This is a genomic window from Candidatus Competibacteraceae bacterium (assembly GCA_016699715.1).
In the GTDB taxonomy this organism is placed as follows: Bacteria; Pseudomonadota; Gammaproteobacteria; order Competibacterales; family Competibacteraceae; genus Competibacter.
This window is the reverse complement of sequence record CP065007.1, coordinates 3309539-3327412: the sequence shown is the minus strand read 5'-3', so window position 1 is coordinate 3327412 and position 17874 is coordinate 3309539. Positions and strand designations below refer to the sequence as shown.

Below are 17874 nucleotides of genomic sequence, written 5' to 3'. Positions count from 1 at the left end.
ATCCATGATCGCGGGGTTTTTTTATTGCCGCTAAAACCGGGTTGCCGCGCGAGGTTGCGTTGCGGTGCCCGGCACGTCGCCGGTCGGTGGGCGAGTACTGGGAACGGTGGAGCCTGGGTAGGGTGTTGGATTGACCGGAGCCGGCCGGTAAGCGGGTGGATCTCCAGCCGGCGGCATTCCCGGAGTCGAGTAGGCGTAGCCGGTTACGGGACGAGGGTAAGCGGGTCGGTATCCGGGAGGTGTGGTGGTGGATGTGGACGGATAGGCGGTGGCCGGCGGTGGCGCCGCGTGGCCGTAACCCGGTAAGGCGCTGACCGCAACGGGCATACCGCTGACCTGTTCGATCGCGGCTTCGAGCGCCGCCGGGTCCACGCCCGGCATATCGGGACCAATTTTAGCGATGATCGCCCGCTGCGCTTGTTCCAAGGTGACCTTGATCGGCAGGTTGTCTTCTTCCAGTGGTTCGTGCGATTCAACGTACAACTCGCCGTTGAAACGACCGACTTTGACCGGTTGGTCGACCAACCGCACCGGCGTTCCGACCGGCACCATGCCGAACAGTCGTTCGATGTCTTCCGGGTACATCCGCACGCAACCGTGCGTGACCCGCATGCCGATGCCGTAGGGTTTATTGGTGCTATGGATCAGATAGCCGGGCACGCCCAATCGCATGGCATAGCGTCCCAGCGGATTGTCCGGGCCGCCGGGGATCACATCGGGCAGGAAATCGCCTTCGGCGGCGTGTTCAGCCTTGATCGAAGCCGGCGGTCGCCATGCGGGATCGACGTTCTTGGCGACGATCTTGGTCAAGCCCATCGGCGTTTTCCAGTCCATGCGACCAATGCTCACCGGATAAGTGAGGACCACTTGCTGTCCATCGGCACCGGCTTTTGGATAGTAGTACAGCCGCATTTCCGCGATGTTGAGCACCAACCCATCGCGCGGGGTATCGGGCAGGACATAGCGGGTTGGCAGCACGATCGGAGTACCTACACCCGGCGCCCAGCGGTCTACGCCTGGGTTGGCATGGACGATTTCATCGTAGCCCAGACTGTAGCGGCGGGCGATATCGATCAGGGTGTCTTCCTTGGTGGCGTAGACGACCTTGACCTGACCGATGACGTCGATGTCCGGGGGCGGCAGGGGGTAAACGGTCGCCTGTGCGGTGCTGGCGGTCAGCCACCCCAGCAACAGCCAGTGAAAGCGTTTCAGGAAAGGGCTCGGCATGGAAGCGTCTCGTCTCCGGTGATATGGGCGGCAAAATTAAAAAATAGTGCCTGCAATTTCGCGGTAATGCCATAGTGACCACACAGTTCGATCGACAACCGGCTCGCGGAAAGCGCATCACGATTTTGCTGTTGCCGTTTTGACCCGATCCTGATCCATCCTGTTCCCATTTTGCTGGGAAGACCGTTTTTAGCCCACGATAAAAAACTCAACTTTGGCTTTTAGCCGCCTTGAGCGCTTCCTGAATCCAACCGTCGAAGGTTTTCTGGTGGCCCTTGATCCAGGCATCGGTGTGGCGTTCGATGTCGGCCATGCTCTTTTCACCATCGCGCATCCGCAGGTTCTGCGCGCTGATGTCGTTGGCGCTGATCTCCATGATCGAGAACAGCTTGGCGGCGGCGGGATTTTCCCGTGCAAACTTCAGGTTGGCGATGATCCGTTGATTGTTGGCCTCGAAACCGTAATTCTGGCCGCTTGGCAACGTCGTATCCACATCCTTGCGTTCGCCGGGCAACGAAGAAAACGGTACTTGCAGCCACACGACATCCTTGCCGGGAACCATTACGCCTGAAACCCAGTAGGGGGTCCAGGTGTAATACAGCACCGGCTCGCCTTTCTTGAAGCGGGTGATCGTGTCGGCGATGATCGCCGAGTAACTGCCCTGATTGTGGGTGACGGTGTCCCGCAATTTGAATGTATCCAATTGATGTTCGATCACTTTTTCGCAGCCCCAACCAGGATTGCAACCGGCCAGGTCGGCTTTGCCGTCACCGTTGGTATCGAATATTTTGGCCAGCTTCGGATCCTTGAGCTGATCAATATGGGTGATCTTGTACTGATCGGCGGTTTTTTTGTCGATCAGATAGCCCTGTAGCGCGCCCGGCGAGTAAACGCCTTCCCGGTAAATCTTGTCGGCGCCGCCGGCCTTGGTATAGAAATCCACATGCAGCGGGTCCCAATGATCCGCTAAAAACGTGCCGTCGCCGTTACCGATGGCGACATGCGCGGTGGCATACTCGACTTCCTTGATCGGTTTGACCTCATAGCCCAGACGCTCCAGCGCCTTCACCACCAGCAGGGTCTGGAAGGTTTCTTCGGCGATCGAACTCTGCAAGGGTTGCACGGTGACGCCCTTGCCGGGCAGATCGGCTGCTTGACTGCCCACGGACCACAGGCATAGCGTCAGTAGCGTGGCAAGGAATCCTTTCGCGCCAATCCAACCAGTCGTGAAATATCTCATGCATCTCTCCTTCTTTCCGAAGCAGGATTTAAGGACAGGGGTGCCGTGACACCCCGACGGGAGACGCGGTTTCGCGCCGTTAATGGCGACCCAGCAAGCGATAGACGAGACCTGCCGGACCCTGTTGATACCAGTGGCGGACTTCCCGGTGGCGGGTATCCGCGCCGAACGATTGCGTCAGTCGATCGAGGATGATGGCCAGCAATACGATGCCTACGCCGCCAACCGTCGCCAACCCCATGTCCAGGCGACCGATGCCGCGTAACACCATCTGGCCCAACCCCCCCACGGCGATCATCGAGGCGATCACCACCATGGACAGCGCCAGCATCAAGGTTTGATTGACGCCGGCCATGATGTTGGGCATCGCCAAGGGAATCTGCACCTTGTACAGCAACTGGCGTGGACTGGCGCCGAACGCCTGGGCGGCCTCCACCAGATCCGCTGGAACCTGGCGGATACCCAGGTTAGTGAGGCGGATCAGTGGCGGCAGCGCAAAGATAATGGTCACCACCACACCGGGGACATTACCGATCCCGAACAGCATGACGATGGGTACCAGGTACACGAAAGCCGGTGTGGTCTGCATGGCGTCCAGGATTGGGCGAAAGATCGCCAGCGCTCGATCATTGCGAGCCAGCCAGATGCCCAGCGGCAATCCAACCAATATGCAGAAAAATACCGAGGTCAACACCAGGGCCAAGGTCACCATCGCCTCGGACCAGGCGCCGATCAGTCCGACGATCACCAGCGAGATCAGTGTGCCCACCGCCAACCGGCGTCCGACCATCTGCCAAGCCAGCAACACGAAGATCAGAATGATCAGCAGAGCCGGCGCTGCCAGCAAAGTGGATTCAACGGAGGTCAGGATAGCGTCGATTGGCCAACGGATCGCCTGGAACACGGGGCGGAAGTTGTCCACTAGCCAGTCCAGACCTTGATCCACCCAAACATTCAACGGAATCAAGGTTTCCTGGAAGGGATGGAGCCAGTCGAATGTGGCCGGGTCCGCTGGGGCGGACGTCGTGGTGAGCCAATCCGTATTCGCTGGCGCGGGCGAGGAGACGGACTCACCGTCGCCCCAGGGGTTGGCCGCCGGCGCATCGCCGGTTGCTCCTGTGGGGGGCGCTGTAGAGGGTACTGAAGAAGGTGTCGATTCAGCCGGCGTGGCCCAGGGGTTGTCGGTGCTCATATCAATTCCTCCTCGCCGTTTAGCGCCAGTAACAGATTGGCTTTGGTAACCACTCCCAGGTAGCGCTTATTCTCGTCGACCACCGGTACGCCGCAGGGCGCCTGCGCGACTCTGCACAACAACTCATTCAGGGGCGTATCGACCGGAATAGGATCAAGATCCGGCAGGAAGGCTTGTTTGATCGGGATACCTTCGCCCCGGCCCGCCGCGCGCAGCGAATCGGCGGACACTACGCCATGAAACACCCGGTTAGGGCCGACCACGTAGCCATAATCCTCAAAACGGCTGGAAATTTGTTGCAGGGCGGCGCGGATGCCGGTGCCCTCGCGATCAATCAGCGTGGCGTGTTCGGTGCGCGCCACATCGCGAGCGGTGAGCACCTTGGAGGTATCCACGCCCCGGAAGAACGAACTGACGTAATCGTCGGCGGGGTTGCGCAGAATTTCTTCCGGCGTCCCCACCTGCACGACCCGCCCGCCTTCCATGATCGCGATGCGATCGCCGATGCGCATGGCTTCATCCAGATCGTGGGAAATAAACACGATGGTGCGCTTTTGTTGGGTTTGCAGATCCAGTAATTGATCCTGCATTTCCGACCGGATCAGAGGATCGAGGGCGGAGAATGCCTCGTCCATCAGTAAAATGTCGGGATCGTTGGCCAAGGCCCGAGCCAATCCGACCCGCTGTTTCATACCACCGGAGAGTTCGTCCGGATAGCTTTCGGCATAGGTTTTCAACCCGACCTGATCCAGCGCCGCCAAGGCGCGTTCGTAGCGGGTCGCACGCGGAACCGCCGACAGTTCCAACCCGAAAGCGGCGTTATCGATGACGTTAATGTGCGGCAGCAACGCGAATGACTGAAACACCATGCTCATCTTGCGTCGCCGGAGATTGCGCAACCCCTCCTCGGGCAAAACGGCGATGTCCTCGCCGTCAACCATGATTTGTCCCGAGGTGGGCTCGATCAACCGATTCAGCAAGCGCACCAGAGTGGATTTACCGGAGCCGGACAGGCCCATGATGACGAAAATCTCGCCTTCATGGATATCGAAGCTGGCGTTCATGACACCGACACTTTGGCCAGTGCGTTCGAAGATTTTCGCCTTGTCCACGCCCTGTTCCAAGAGCGGCAGGGCAGTTTTGGGATTATCCCCGAAAACCTTATAAAGCTTTCTGATCGCAATTTTGACATTCATTGGGGAAATTCGCTTTGCGATTGCGCTGAGATCGATATCTGCTCATGACCAATAAAATCATCGGCGGCGGCGCGTCCAAACGCGGTGCTGCCAAATGGGGATCAAACGGGTCAGAGAGGCAGCGTAATCAATGGCTTGTCGGTATCCGGTCGATCCAGCTAGACCCCGGACCAGTGGGCGGTTCATTCGTTGGATAAACAACGTTCGGGATGAGGAAAATCGAAATAAGTAACTAATAAATTACATTTTTCTTTTTCTATTTTTACAGCGCTCAAGCAAGTCATGCAAACCAATTTTGCTGATATTAAGGCCCGATTGAATTTATATTTTTGATTTAAAGAGTAAAAATTATTAAAGACAGCGGAGACGGTTCGGTCATCGGAGCGTCGCGCGCGCAGGTGGCGCCGCCGGTTTTGGCGGCTTTTTTTACCGTTGATGATCGACCACCAAGTACTTTGTAACTGATGGACGCGGTTTCGTGGTGACTGGCATCGCCCAGCCGACTCTGGAGGTTGATCATTGTTGAGGCGGATCTTCGGCGGCGTCCTTTTGAGACACCTCCAATGTGGTCATTGACTCCGCTCTGGGCGAGCTGTTCTCAACAGTCATGACTGGGAATGATCGTTTTCAACCCCATGGAAAACAAGTTTTTTGATGGGGTTTGGAGTATCCTGTAAATGTTATTGATCTGGATAAAACCGGTTTGAAAACAGGCTATCCATGCGCTGTGCTGGATCGGCCACGAACGACGGAGGTGGTCCATGGCGGAACCCATGACGTTTGCCCGGATGGTCCGCGATATCGTGCGGCGCCACGGCGGGTTGCCGACCCGGTTGCTGCAAGTATTGCGGGACGTGCAGGACCGCCTGACCTGGCTGTCGCCCGATGCGCTGGACCAAGTAGCCGAGGAGTTGGGTCTGTCCCCGGACAAGGTGCGTGGCGTCGCCGAGTTTTATTCCTTTCTGTACACCAACCCGCGCGGTTCCTACGACATCCTGTTCAGCGACAACATCACCGACCGGATGCTCGGCAACCGCGAGTTGCTCCATTACCTGTGCGAGCGGCTCGGCATCGAGATCGGCGAGACCCGCGCCGACGGGGTGGTCAGCGTCGGCGTCACCTCCTGCACGGGTATGTGCGACCAGGGTCCAGCCGCACTGGTGAACGGCTACACGCTGACCCGGCTCGACCGGCCCCGACTGGACCGGATCGTGGAACTGCTCAACAGCCGAACGGCGCTGGAGCAGTGGCCGCGTGAGTTTTTCGAAGTGACTAGCAACATCCGCCACGCGGATGTGCTACTGGGTCGGCATTTCGCCGACGGCGCGGCGCTGCGGGCGGCGCTGCGGCGGGGTCCGGGGGCGATGCTGGATGAATTGGTGAAATCCGGCTTGCGGGGTCAGGGCGGCGCCGGTTACCGGTCGGCCGCCAAGTGGATTGCCTGCCGTAATGCTCCCGGCGAAGTGAAATACGTGGTCTGCAATGCCGACGAGGGCGAACCGGGCACCTTCAAGGACCGGGTGCTGATGCAGGACTTCGCCGATCTGGTGTTCGAAGGCATGACCCTGTGCGGCCGGGTGATCGGCGCCCGTCAGGGCTTCGTTTACCTGCGTGGCGAGTATCGTTACCTGCTGGACGCGCTGCGGGCAACCTTGCAACGCCGCCGCGAGGTGGGACTGCTGGGCGAAGCCATTCTCGGCGATACCAGCTTCAACTTCGATATCGACATCCATCTCGGCGCCGGGGCCTACGTCTGCGGTGAGGAGTCGGCGCTGATCGAGTCGCTGGAAGGCAAGCATGGCGTGCCGCGCATCCGCCCACCGTTTCCGACCACCCACGGCTACCTGAACCGGCCGACCGTGGTCAACAACGTCGAAACCTTCGCCGCCGCCGCCAAGATCGCGGTGGAGGGCGGCGACTGGTTCGCCAGCCGCGGCACCGCCGAATCCAAGGGCACCAAGCTGCTCAGCCTCAGCGGCGACTGCGAGCGGCCAGGGATTTACGAATACCCGTTCGGCGTCACCGTGCAGCGGGTGTTGGAAGATTGCGGCGCGCGGGACACCCAAGGCATCCAGATGGCGGGGCCCGCCGGCCACATGATTTCCGCCCAACAGTTCGGGCGACGCATCTGTTTCGAGGATCTGGCCACCGGCGGTTCGTTCATGGTGTTCAACCGGAGTCGCGACATCCTCGACGGCATCCGCAACTTCACCCAGTTTTTCGTCCACGAAAGCTGCGGGTTTTGCACACCGTGTCGGGTCGGTACCTCATTGATGCGCGACCTGGTCGCCAAGGTGCATACCGGTCACGGCACCCGCTTCGATCTGGAGGAGATGCGCAAGCTGGGGCGGATTATGCAGGTCGCCTGTCATTGCGGGCTGGGCCAGACTGCCCCCAATCCGGTGCTCGACAGTCTGGATGAATTCCCGGAAGCCTACGAGCGGCGGCTGCGGTCCACCGCCTACGAACCGGCCTTCGATTTGAACGCGGCGCTGGAAGAAGCCCGGCAACTGACCGGTCGCCGCGATCCAGGGGCCTATTTGAACGAGCAGGATCTACTGCTGAGAGCGATGCCATGAGCGAGCAAGTGCATTTCACCCTGGACGGGCGGCCGGTGCCATTTCAGGACGGTCAGACGCTCATGGCGGCGGCGCTGGACGCCGGCGTCTACATCCCGCATCTGTGTTTCAATCCGGAGTTCACCCCGCACGGCAGTTGCCGGGTCTGTCTGGTCAAGGTCAACGGCCGGGTGCAGGCAGCATGCACCACGCCGGCGGCGGCCGGCCTGACCGTGCAGAGCGAGACCGAGGAGTTGCGCGAAATTCGTCGTGGCATTCTGCAAATGTTGTTTGTCGAGGGCAACCACGTCTGCCCGGCCTGCGAGAAGAGCGGAGCCTGCCAGTTGCAGGCGGTGGCCTATTACGTCGGGATGCTGGCGCCGCACTACACGCACTTTTACCCGCGCCGGCCGGTGGACGCCTCCCATCCCGAGGCGGTGATCGACTTCAATCGCTGTATCCTGTGCGAGCTGTGCGTGCGAGCCAGCCGCGATGTGGACGGTAAAAATGTCTTCGCGGTGCAGGGGCGCGGCATCCAGGCACGGTTGGTGGTCAACACGCCCTCGGGCCAGTTGGGCGCCACCCAGTTCAGCATCCACGACAAGGCCGCCCAGGTCTGTCCGACCGGAACGATCCTGATCAAGCACCGAGGCTACGAGACGCCCATCGGCCAGCGGCTGTACGACCGCAAACCGATCAGCGTGGTCGGCGATGTGGCGCAATTGCCGGAAAGCCGGGGAGGGCGCCGCCATGATTGAGCCGCGCCTGAAAGTCGCTACCTGTTCGCTGGCCGGCTGTTTCGGTTGCCACATGTCGCTGCTGGATCTGGACGAGCGATTATTCGATCTGGCCGAGCGGGTGGAACTGGACCGCAGCCCGTTGACCGATATCAAGGAGTTGGGCGAGTGCGATATCGGTCTGATCGAGGGCGGGGTCTGCAACGCCGAGAACGTCCATGTGCTGATGGAGTTCCGGGCACGCTGCAAGATGTTGATCGCGATCGGGGCCTGCGCGCTGAACGGCGGCATTCCAGCGATGCGCAATCAGTTCGCGCTCAAGGATTGCCTGGAGGAGTCCTACCTGCGTGGGGTCGGCCTGGTCAACCCGCAAATTCCCAACGATCCGGAAATTCCGCTGCTGCTCGACCAGGTGCATCCGGTGCATGAGGTGGTCAAAATCGACTATTTTCTGCCCGGCTGCCCGCCCTCGGCGGACACTATTTGGACTTTCGTCAGCCAGTTGCTGTCCGGCCAGCCGGTCGCGCTGTCCTATACCCAAATCCATTACGATTGAGCGAGGCGCGCCATGAGTACTCTGGAAACGGCCGCCCGGCCGGAATATTTGTGTCGGATCGCCATCGACCCGCTGAGTCGGGTCGAGGGGCATGGCAAGGTCACGCTGCTGATCGACAAGGAACATCACATCCGTCAGGCGCGCTTGCACATCGTTGAATTTCGCGGCTTCGAGAAATTCATCCAGGGCCGGCCATACTGGGAAGTGCCGGTGGTGGTGCAGCGGCTGTGCGGTATCTGTCCGGTCAGCCACCACTTGGCGGCGGCCAAGGCGGTGGATCAGTTGGTCGGGGTGGGGGAACTCACGCCGACCGCCGATAAAATCCGCCGGCTGATGCATTACGGTCAAACCCTGCAATCGCACGCCGTGCATTTCTTTCATTTGGCTTCACCGGATTTTCTGTTCGACTTTGACGATCCCGCCGCGCATCGCAATGTAGGCGGGGTGATGGCCGATTACCCCGACATCGCCCGCCAGGGTGTGCGGCTGCGCAAATACGGCCAGGAGGTGATTCGGGTCACCGCCGGCAAGCGCATTCACGGCACCGGGGCGATTCCGGGCGGAGTCAATAAGGCACTGAACCTGCAAGAGCGCAATTACCTGCTGGCCGATCTTGATCTGATGATCCAGTGGGGCCGCGGCATCCTCAAGCTGGTCAAGCAGGCCTACCAGGTGAATCCCGGCTATTTCACCTATTTCGCCACCATCCACTCCAATTACCTCGGTTTGGTGCGTGCCGATGGCGCGTTGGATCTCTATCACGGCGGCTTGCGGGCCCGGAACGAGCACGGCGAAATCCTGTTCGATCATCTGGATTACCGGCGCTATTCCCAAGTACTCCGCGAGCAGGTGAAGCCGTGGAGCTATATGAAGTTTCCGTTCATCAATTCGCTGGGGCCGGAGCAGGGCTGGTATCGAGTCGGACCACTGGCGCGAATCAACAATTGCGATTTTATCCCCACGCCGCTGGCCGAGGAGGAGCGGCGGGAGTTCATGGCGCTGGGCGATGGCCAGCCGGTCCATATGACCCTGGCGTACCACTGGGCGCGAATGATCGAGCTGTTGCACGCCACCGAGGCGATCAAGGATCTGCTGCTCGACCCGGATATCTTCGGCGAGGAACGGGTCGTGCGCGGCGAGATGGCGCGGGAAGGGATCGGTGTGATCGAGGCGCCGCGCGGCACCTTGTTCCACCATTACCGCATCGACGAGGATGGCTTGATCGAGAAGGCCAATTTGATCGTATCCACCACCAACAATAACCAGGCGATGAACGAATCCATCCGCCAAGTGGCGGAGCGTTATCTGGATGGTAAGGAACTGACCGAACCGCTGCTGAACCAGATCGAAGTGGCGGTGCGCGCCTACGATCCCTGCCTGTCCTGCGCCACCCATGCCTTGGGCCGGATGCCGCTGATCGTGGAACGGGTGGAAGAAGAGAGCGGGATGGTGGTGGATCGTTTGGTACGGGATGAGGATGGAACCGTCCGAAACGAAATGGGCGTGTTCCTTGGGGAAGCGGGCTAAGTTTGAGAGATCCTGGTTTGCTCATTCTTGCCGTCGGCAATCCCAGTCGGGGCGACGATGCACTGGGGCCGCTGTTCCTGGAGCGGTTGGCGATATTGCGGGAGCAGCACAGTGACTGGAAAGATGTCGAGTTGCTGACCGATTTTCAGTTGCAGATCGAACACGCGGTCGATCTGGAGAATCGGGCGCTGGTATTGTTTGTGGACGCCAGCGTTTCCTGTCCGCCGCCATTTCAATTTTCCCGCATTCAGCCGGTGCGCGACACCAGTTATACCAGCCATGCCCTGTCGCCCACCGCCGTGCTGTATGTCTACCAGCAGATTAATCATGCTTCGCCGCCACCTGCTTTTCAACTCGCGATTCGCGGCGAGCGTTTCGAGCTGGGCGAGGCGTTGAGTGTGGCGGCGGAAGCCAATTTGGTGCTGGCGTTGGATTTCGCCGGCCAGTTGTTGACGCGACAGGACGCCAAGGCATGGGAGCAGTTTGCGGTACTTGATGGAGGCAGTAATACCGTTTCCCGATAGGTTTTGTTCTTTTCGGAGGCCAAAAACCACCCTGTTCGTCATACCCGTCCTCGCGAACGCGGGGAACGCGAGTATCCAGTTTTTCAGCGGTGGCCTGGATTCCCGCATTCGCGGGAATGACGAAAACCTATTCAGAATGGGTATAACATCTAATCCGCCAGGGTCGCGCGCAAACTGACGGCTCGGGCGCGGGTTTCGCGGCGGGCTTCGATCGGATTGATACCACCGGCCAGTTCCCCAGCGGATTCTTGGCGCGGTGGCGGGTATCTTCCAGGGTGATGACCGTGAAGTCCCCGACCTTGATGCGGCGACCTTGGCGACCGATGCCTTTCAGCACGCAATAGGCCTTGTGGCCGGTCGGATAGACGCGCAACGCCAAGCCGGGTTGCCCGGTGTCGCGGACCTCGTACCGGTTGGGCGCGGGTTCCAGCGACTCCAGGCGCTTCATGGTAAAGCGCGATGTTCTATCGCCATCCAAAACGGGTCCCTCCTAAGGCGCTACACGGTGGCAATTTTCAGCGATACCTGGAAATCAGTGGAAACAGTAGCCCGTTGATTTTTCGCTTCATAGCGCTTTTCAGCAATACCGGGGAATACCGTTCGGCGATACAAACCGTTACAAATATCCCGCTCCGGCAAAACGCCGGTTACATGACTGCGGTTTAATGGCTCCCGAAGCAACCCAATAACGAGGAGTTCGAACATGAAAACGCTACGCAAACGTTTGCTGGTCGCCGCCACGGTCGCCGGTATCGGTCTGACCACCGCCGTTTTTGCCGGTCCTTGGGGCGGCCATGGCCCGATGATGGGCGGCGGCTCCGGCGACTGCCAGATGGGTGGCGGCCCGCGTGGAGGCAGTCCCGGTCACCGTTATGCCATGATGCGGCAGTACCACGCTGAACGGATGGAACTGCTGGCGGCGCGGCTCAAGCTCAAGCCGGAGCAGGAGAGCGCCTGGAAAGCCTTCCTCGCCGCCCAGGACACGAATCGTGCCACCATGATCAAGATCCGACAGGAGATGCGGAACCGGGAAACCACCGTGCTGGCTCACTTTGAGGAGCGGGTGCAGGGCATGGAACAACGGTTGGCCGGCATGAAGGCCATGACCAAGGCCGCCGGCGATCTGTATGCGGCCCTCGACCCCGACCAGAAACAGGTCATGGACAAGTTCTTCACCGAGCGGCCGATGTGGCGCGGGCGTGGGCAGGGACGCGGGCAGGGACGCGGGCAGGGACCGGCGGCGATGCCGGGTCAGCCGGCGGACGCACCGGCTGGACAAGCGGCCGATAGTGACGACGAATAGCAACTCCCTTATCCCATTAACGATTTGGAAGGGGCGGCACCCACGTGGGCGCCGCCCCTTTTCGTCGTGAAATCCCGTCGAACATCCTTCGTTTGCGTTCTGCGTTAGACTTGCCGCGATTCGAATTAAAACCGTAAATTTGATATGTTAATCGGCAAGGCGGGACAGCCAAAAAGGCGAGGGCTATGCTGGAAGAACACATCCAAAAGATCATTGAGTTGCGTCATGACACTCCCTATTCGATTTTGGGACCTCATTACGCCGAACGGGAACGAATACTGACGATCCGCGCCTTTTTGCCACGGGCCGAACGGGCCTACGTGCTACCGGCGGATGGCTCCGTCCGGCGGGAAATGCAGCGCGCGCATCCGGATGGATTATTCGTGACCCGGATTCCGGGGGTCAGGGCGCTGGAGTACCGACTCCTCGCCATCGACGCCGCCGGCCAGTCCTCCACCTTCCACGACCCCTACGCCATTCACGAACCCTCCTTCACCCACGCCGACGGCCAGGCGCTGCGAGCGGGAACGCTGGAAAACCTGTTCGCCAAACTGGGCTCGCACCTGCGAGTGAAGGAAGGCGTCATGGGGGTCAACTTCACGGTCTGGGCACCCCACGCCAGCCGGGTCAGCGTGGTCGGCACCTTCAATGAATGGGATGGTCGCCGCCATCCGCTGGAGCGGCACGAATCCGGAGTGTGGGAACTGTTCGTGCCGGATCTCGGCTTGGGCGAGTTGTACAAGTACGAAATTCGCAACGCCGAAGGCGCGGTGTTTCTCAAGACCGACCCGCTGGCCTTCCATACCGAGGCCTATCCCAAAACCGCCGCTTTCGTATACGACTGGCAACGTTGCCACGACTGGAGCGATGCCCCCTGGATGGCGCGGGCCATGGAGACACCCGGCTGGGAGATGCCGGTCGCCATTCACCGGGTCACGCTGAGCGAGTCCGCCGCCGTTGGCCCCGGACAGGTCGCCACCTATGGCCAGCTCGGGGAGATCGTCCTGCCCTGGCTGTCGGAACGGGGTTTCAGTCATGTCGAACTGGCGTTTTGGGCCGACGATGAGACGGTGGCCAGCTATTACACCCCCAACCCCCGTCATGGTCAGCCCGAAGAATTGATGGCTTTCGTCGATGCCTGTCACCAGCGGGATATCGGGGTGATCCTCGACTGGATTCCACCGCTACTGCCGCTTGAGGGGCAGGAACTGAGCTGGTTCGACGGCACACGGATTTACGACCGCGACGACGCCGAAGGAATGCTGGGGTTCGACCTGGAGCGGCCCGAGGTCCGTAATTTCCTGTGGGCCAACGCGCTGTTCTGGCGCCAGGTTTACCATGTCGATGCGCTGCGGACCGACGTCCGCACCTTCGCCGCGCGGCTGCAAGAACAGGCCGAGGTGGATGGATTGCGCTTCCTGTTGCGAGAGGAGCAGCCGCACCCCACCCTAACGGCGGCGGAATGCGCCGAGCTGATCGAGGGGTCTTCCACCGATCCTCACGCCCTGCTGGGACCGCATCCGCTGCCGGAGGAACCCGGCCTGAGCGTGGTGCGCGCTCTGTTGCCGGATGCGGAAGCCCCCTTCCTGCTGTGCGAAAACCAGCCACGGATGTTGTACCCGCTGCACTGGGTCCACGGCGGCGGTTTGTGCGAAACGCGGGTCATCGGCCAGCCGGAGTCGCTGCGCTATCGACTGAGCGCGACCGAGCACGGCCGGACCTGGACTTTCGAGGACCCCTATGCCTTTAGGTTCTCGATCTTCGGCGACCAGGACTGCCACCTGTTCGCCGAGGGCAATCACTACCGGATTTTTGAAAAATTCGGCGCGCACATCCAGATGGTTAAGGGTGTTTCCGGGGTCAACTTCGCGGTCTGGGCGCCCAATGCCCGGCGGGTTGGCGTGGTCGGCACCTTCAATGAGTGGGATGGCCGCCGCCACCCGATGCGCCTGCGGCCGGGTTCGGGGATCTGGGAGTTGTTCGTGCCCGGTCTGGGCGAAGGCGATCTGTACAAGTTCGAGATTCTGCCCCGCAAGGGTCCTCTGTTTCTGAAAACCGACCCCTATGCCTTCCACACCGAGACGCCACCTGGCACCGCCAGCGTGGTCTACGATCCGGCCGGCAAGCATCAGTGGCGCGATGGCGAGTGGATGCAACGGCGGGCGGGCGCCAAAGCCTGGGAACGGCCGGTGGCCATTTACGAGGTCCACGCCGGTTCGTGGCGGCACCGGCCGGACGGCAGCTTCCTGTCCTACCGGGAACTGGCCGAGCAGTTGATTCCCTATGTGCTGGAAATGGGGTTCACCCACATCGAATTCCTGCCGCTGGCCGAGCATCCCTACGGTCCGTCCTGGGGGTATCAGATTTCCAACTTCTACGCGCCGACCGCGCGCTTCGGCAAGCCGGACGATCTGATGGAGTTGATCGACCGCTGCCACCAAAACAACATCGGGGTGATTCTCGACTGGGTACCGGCGCATTTCCCCAAGGATGCCCATGCCATGGCCTGGTTCGACGGCACGCATCTATACGAACACGCCGACCCCCGCCAGGGCGAGCATCCGGACTGGGGCACGCTGATCTTCAACTACGGTCGCCACGAGATCGAAAATTTCCTGATCGCCAATGCGCTGTACTGTCTGGAAAATTTCCATTTCGACGGGTTGCGGGTCGATGCGGTGGCCTCGATGCTGTATCTGGATTACTCCAAGAAGGAATGGATTCCCAATAAGTACGGCGGCAACGAGAATCTGGAAGCCATCGAGTTCATCAAGCACACCAACGCGGTGGTTCACGCTCAACATCCAGGCGTCATGATGATCGCCGAGGAATCGACCGCCTGGCCGAACGTGTCGCGGCCCACCGATCAGGGCGGACTCGGTTTCGGCTTCAAATGGAACATGGGCTGGATGCACGATGTGCTGTTCTACCTGCAAAAGGCGCCGGTGCATCGCCGCCATCACCACGACAAGCTGACCTTCGGCATCGTCTACGCCTTCAACGAGAACTTCATCCTGTCGCTATCGCACGATGAAGTCGTGCATCTGAAAAAATCGCTGCTGGGCAAGATGCCCGGCACCGAGCGGGAGCAGTTCGCCAACCTGCGTCTGCTGTACGCCTTCATGTATGGCCATCCCGGCAAGAAGCTGTTGTTCATGGGCGGGGAATTCGGCCAGCCCAGCGAATGGAATCACGACGCCGAGTTGGAGTGGGGGCTGCTGCGCAAGCCGCCACACCAGGGCTTGCAGCGCTTCGTGGCCGATCTCAACCAGCTGTACCGCCGGGAACCGGCCTACCATCAGGTCGATTTTCGTGGCGCCGGCTTCGAATGGCTGGACGCTGGCGGCGCCGAGACCAACGTGCTCGTTTTCCTGCGCAAGGCCCGCGACCCGCGCGATACCCTGGTGTTCGTGCTGAACTTCTCCGATCAGCCGCGCAAGCACTATCGGATCGGGGTGCCGTTCCCGGTCGAGTATCGGGAGTTGTCGCACAGTGACTCTAGCGAGTACGGCGGCTCCGGCGAGACGCTGCCCGGCGGGCGCATCATGGCCGAAGAGGTTTCCAGCCATGGTCATGCCTTCTCGCTGGTTCTGAACCTGCCGCCGCTCAGCGCGGTGGTGCTGAAGCCGGCGCCGCTGGTGCTGAAGTAAGGTTAAGGTCGATGCCCGACGGATTCGCGGGTCGGCATGAGGTCGGGTACCTCTGCCCTTGTTGTGAAGGATCTCCACCCGATTTTCGCTCGGGACCAGCCGAAATTTAGCCCCGCCGTGGAAACTAATGATGCTCGGTCGCGGTCATAAATTCGTATTTCGAGTTTCTCCCTCGATCCTCTTGAGCCGGCGCCTAGCCGGCTTTTTTTTGGCCGATCACGGGACCGTGGGACAGTACGCACGATCAGGAGTGAACGATGGATTTCGACGTAAAAGCCAAAGAGTGGGACAACGATCCAGTCAAGCTGGAGCGAGCGGCCGCGGTGGCGGCGGCGATACGGAACCGGGTTCGGTTGTCGCCGGATCTGAGTGCCCTGGAGTACGGCTGCGGGACGGGGCTGTTAAGTTTTGCCCTGAGTCGGGAGTTGGGTTCCATCACGCTGGCGGACAGTTCGGCGGGGATGTTGGCGGTGTTGCGGGAGAAGATCGCGGCTAGCGGCGCGGATCACTTGCGGCCGATGCGCCTGGATCTGACGGTCGATCCGTTGCCGGCCGAACGCTACGACCTGATCTACACCCTGATGACGCTGCACCATGTGTCCGATGTGGATCGAATTCTGCGGGATTTCCATGCGCTGTTGCGGCCGGATGGGGTGTTGTGCATCGCCGATCTGGATCGCGAGGACGGTTCCTTCCACGGTGCCGGGTTCGACGGTCACCACGGCTTCGAGCGGGAGGCGTTGCGAGACCGGCTGGCGCGGGCCGGATTTGGCGAGATCCAGTTCGAGACCTGCTACATGATGCGCAAACCACAAGGCGAGGGTGCGCGGGAGTATCCGGTGTTCCTGGCGGTGGCCCGCAAGGGTTAGTCGGCCTGTCCCCCCAGTTCCCGGTGGCGAAAGCAGTCGGTGGTGTGATCGTTGACCATGCCGGTGGCCTGCATGAAGGCATAGCAAATGGTCGGCCCGACGAACCCGAATCCCAACCGCTTCAGATCCCGGCTCATCGCTTCCGCCTCCGGCGTGCGCGCCGGCACTTCGGCCAGCGAGCGCCAGCCGTTTTGCTTGGGGATGGAACCGACATAGCGCCACAGGAAGGCTCCAAACCCGCCGTGCCGTTCCTGAATCGCCAGAAAATTCTGGGCGTTGCGAACCGCCGCCGCGATCTTGAGGCGGTTGCGCACGATGCCGGAGTCGGCCAGCAGCCGGGCGGTGTCCCGGTCGTCGTAGCGGGCGATCCGTTCCGGGTCGAAGTTCTCGAAGGCCCGGCGGTAGCCCTCGCGCTTGCGCAGGATGGTCAGCCAGTTGAGGCCGGCCTGCGCGCCTTCGAGCACCAGCATCTCGAACAGCCGCCGGTCGTCGTGGAGCGGCACGCCCCATTCGTGGTCGTGATAGGCCAGGTACAGCGGATCGGTACCGCACCAGGCACAGCGTTCGCGAACTTGGAACTCGGCTGGATACGGCGGGGAAGCCGGTCGCGAGCCGGACCCATCGGCTTGGGACGCCATCAAAAGCCCGCCCAGAGAAACACGGTGTCCGCGATTTTGACCAGTTCCTCGCGAATGCGCCGTTCGCCACCCCCGCAGTAATCGCCCATCAGCCAATAGGCGTCTCGATAGGCCGCCTTCAAATCGTCCGCCGCCGCCTGCAAGTGGCTCGGATTCTCTTTCCGCAAGACGCTGTTGATCCGCTGGGCATGGGCGGCCTTGGGTAGCAACACACAGATTTGTTGCTCGTAGGGCGGAAATCGCTGCTGGACGCTCAGACGCTCCAGGTCCTGCGCTTCAACGATGTGATGTGCCTCCCAACCGGCATAATCGATGCTGGCTTGCCGAAATCTTCTCAAGTCGGCATAAGTCCCGATCAGCTGCTGGGCGGCGGTGAGGAAGATTCGCTCGCCCCGCGCCTTGGTGTAGGGTTCGTGGCGGACGCCCGCCGCCATGAGCAGTTGCGGGATGGTATACGCGGGCTGCTTTGCGGTCGGTTTTTGCGTGGCCGACTTCGGCGGGCGTTGCGGCGCATGGGGCCGCGCCCGATCCGCCAGGCCAAGGGCGCCGGGCGGAGAGCCGGTGCGGCTACCGGATGGAGCGACATCTGGCGCGGGCGCGGAAATGCCAGTGGGTCCGGGGGCTCGATGGATGGCCATGGGGAACTCCAGCAAAATG

The 17874-nt window shown here is 61.0% G+C and carries 16 protein-coding genes; 8 read left to right on the top strand and 8 right to left on the bottom strand.

What is annotated here, in order from left to right; all coding sequences use genetic code 11:
• Positions 1-30 precede the first annotated feature (30 nt).
• The 4 genes from IPM89_14995 to proV form a co-directional block, all read right to left on the bottom strand.
• Positions 31-1227 (bottom strand): L,D-transpeptidase family protein, encoded by a 1197-nt coding sequence (locus tag IPM89_14995; GenBank protein ID QQS54111.1) that lies wholly within the window; start codon positions 1225-1227, stop codon positions 31-33.
• Between the two features lie 208 nt (positions 1228-1435).
• A complete protein-coding gene (gene proX / locus IPM89_14990; GenBank protein QQS54110.1) occupies positions 1436-2467 on the bottom strand; it encodes a glycine betaine/L-proline ABC transporter substrate-binding protein ProX in 1032 nt (343 codons plus the stop codon).
• A gap of 79 nt (positions 2468-2546) precedes the next feature.
• A complete protein-coding gene (gene proW, locus IPM89_14985; protein ID QQS54109.1) occupies positions 2547-3659 on the bottom strand; it encodes a glycine betaine/L-proline ABC transporter permease ProW in 1113 nt (370 codons plus the stop codon).
• On the bottom strand, positions 3656-4855 hold the full coding sequence (proV, locus tag IPM89_14980) for a glycine betaine/L-proline ABC transporter ATP-binding protein ProV (GenBank protein QQS54108.1): 1200 nt from the start codon (positions 4853-4855) through the stop codon (positions 3656-3658). The genes proW and proV overlap by 4 nt, the downstream gene beginning before the upstream one ends.
• A gap of 761 nt (positions 4856-5616) precedes the next feature.
• On the opposite strand from proV, the gene IPM89_14975 reads away from it, so the two are divergent.
• From IPM89_14975 to IPM89_14955, 5 genes are read left to right on the top strand one after another with little or no spacing between them, the layout of a single operon-like run.
• Positions 5617-7434 (top strand): NAD(P)H-dependent oxidoreductase subunit E, encoded by a 1818-nt coding sequence (locus IPM89_14975; GenBank protein QQS54107.1) that lies wholly within the window; start codon positions 5617-5619, stop codon positions 7432-7434.
• Positions 7431-8171 (top strand): (2Fe-2S)-binding protein, encoded by a 741-nt coding sequence (locus tag IPM89_14970; protein QQS54106.1) that lies wholly within the window; start codon positions 7431-7433, stop codon positions 8169-8171. Before IPM89_14975 ends, IPM89_14970 begins: the two co-directional genes overlap by 4 nt.
• Complete coding sequence (locus IPM89_14965; protein ID QQS55956.1) at positions 8167-8706, top strand: NADP oxidoreductase; 540 nt, start codon at positions 8167-8169, stop codon at positions 8704-8706. The genes IPM89_14970 and IPM89_14965 overlap by 5 nt, the downstream gene beginning before the upstream one ends.
• Positions 8707-8718: 12 nt before the next feature.
• Entirely contained in the window at positions 8719-10233 is a 1515-nt protein-coding gene (locus IPM89_14960) for a Ni/Fe hydrogenase subunit alpha (GenBank protein QQS54105.1), read from the top strand.
• Positions 10234-10235: 2 nt separating this feature from the next.
• Positions 10236-10757: a hydrogenase maturation protease gene (locus tag IPM89_14955; GenBank protein ID QQS54104.1), complete on the top strand. Its 522-nt coding sequence runs from the start codon at positions 10236-10238 to the stop codon at positions 10755-10757.
• A gap of 127 nt (positions 10758-10884) precedes the next feature.
• Here IPM89_14955 and IPM89_14950 read toward each other — a convergent pair whose 3' ends face one another.
• A complete protein-coding gene (locus IPM89_14950; GenBank protein QQS54103.1) occupies positions 10885-11205 on the bottom strand; it encodes a DUF4102 domain-containing protein in 321 nt (106 codons plus the stop codon).
• Between the two features lie 50 nt (positions 11206-11255).
• A complete protein-coding gene (locus IPM89_14945; protein ID QQS54102.1) occupies positions 11256-11462 on the bottom strand; it encodes a hypothetical protein in 207 nt (68 codons plus the stop codon).
• On the opposite strand from IPM89_14945, the gene IPM89_14940 reads away from it, so the two are divergent.
• From IPM89_14940 to IPM89_14930, 3 genes are all read left to right on the top strand, one after another.
• Positions 11461-12060, top strand: a complete 600-nt coding sequence (locus IPM89_14940) for a Spy/CpxP family protein refolding chaperone (GenBank protein QQS54101.1) — start codon at positions 11461-11463, stop codon at positions 12058-12060. The genes IPM89_14945 and IPM89_14940 overlap by 2 nt on opposite strands.
• 185 nt (positions 12061-12245) lie before the next feature.
• Complete coding sequence (gene glgB / locus IPM89_14935; GenBank protein ID QQS54100.1) at positions 12246-15710, top strand: 1,4-alpha-glucan branching protein GlgB; 3465 nt, start codon at positions 12246-12248, stop codon at positions 15708-15710.
• A gap of 257 nt (positions 15711-15967) precedes the next feature.
• A complete protein-coding gene (locus tag IPM89_14930; protein ID QQS54099.1) occupies positions 15968-16579 on the top strand; it encodes a class I SAM-dependent methyltransferase in 612 nt (203 codons plus the stop codon).
• On the opposite strand, the gene IPM89_14925 is transcribed toward IPM89_14930, so the two are convergent.
• Complete coding sequence (locus IPM89_14925) at positions 16576-17217, bottom strand: DNA-3-methyladenine glycosylase I (protein QQS54098.1); 642 nt, start codon at positions 17215-17217, stop codon at positions 16576-16578. The genes IPM89_14930 and IPM89_14925 overlap by 4 nt on opposite strands.
• Complete coding sequence (locus IPM89_14920; GenBank protein QQS54097.1) at positions 17217-17855, bottom strand: hypothetical protein; 639 nt, start codon at positions 17853-17855, stop codon at positions 17217-17219. The genes IPM89_14925 and IPM89_14920 overlap by 1 nt, the downstream gene beginning before the upstream one ends.
• Between the last annotated feature and the right edge of the window lie 19 nt (positions 17856-17874).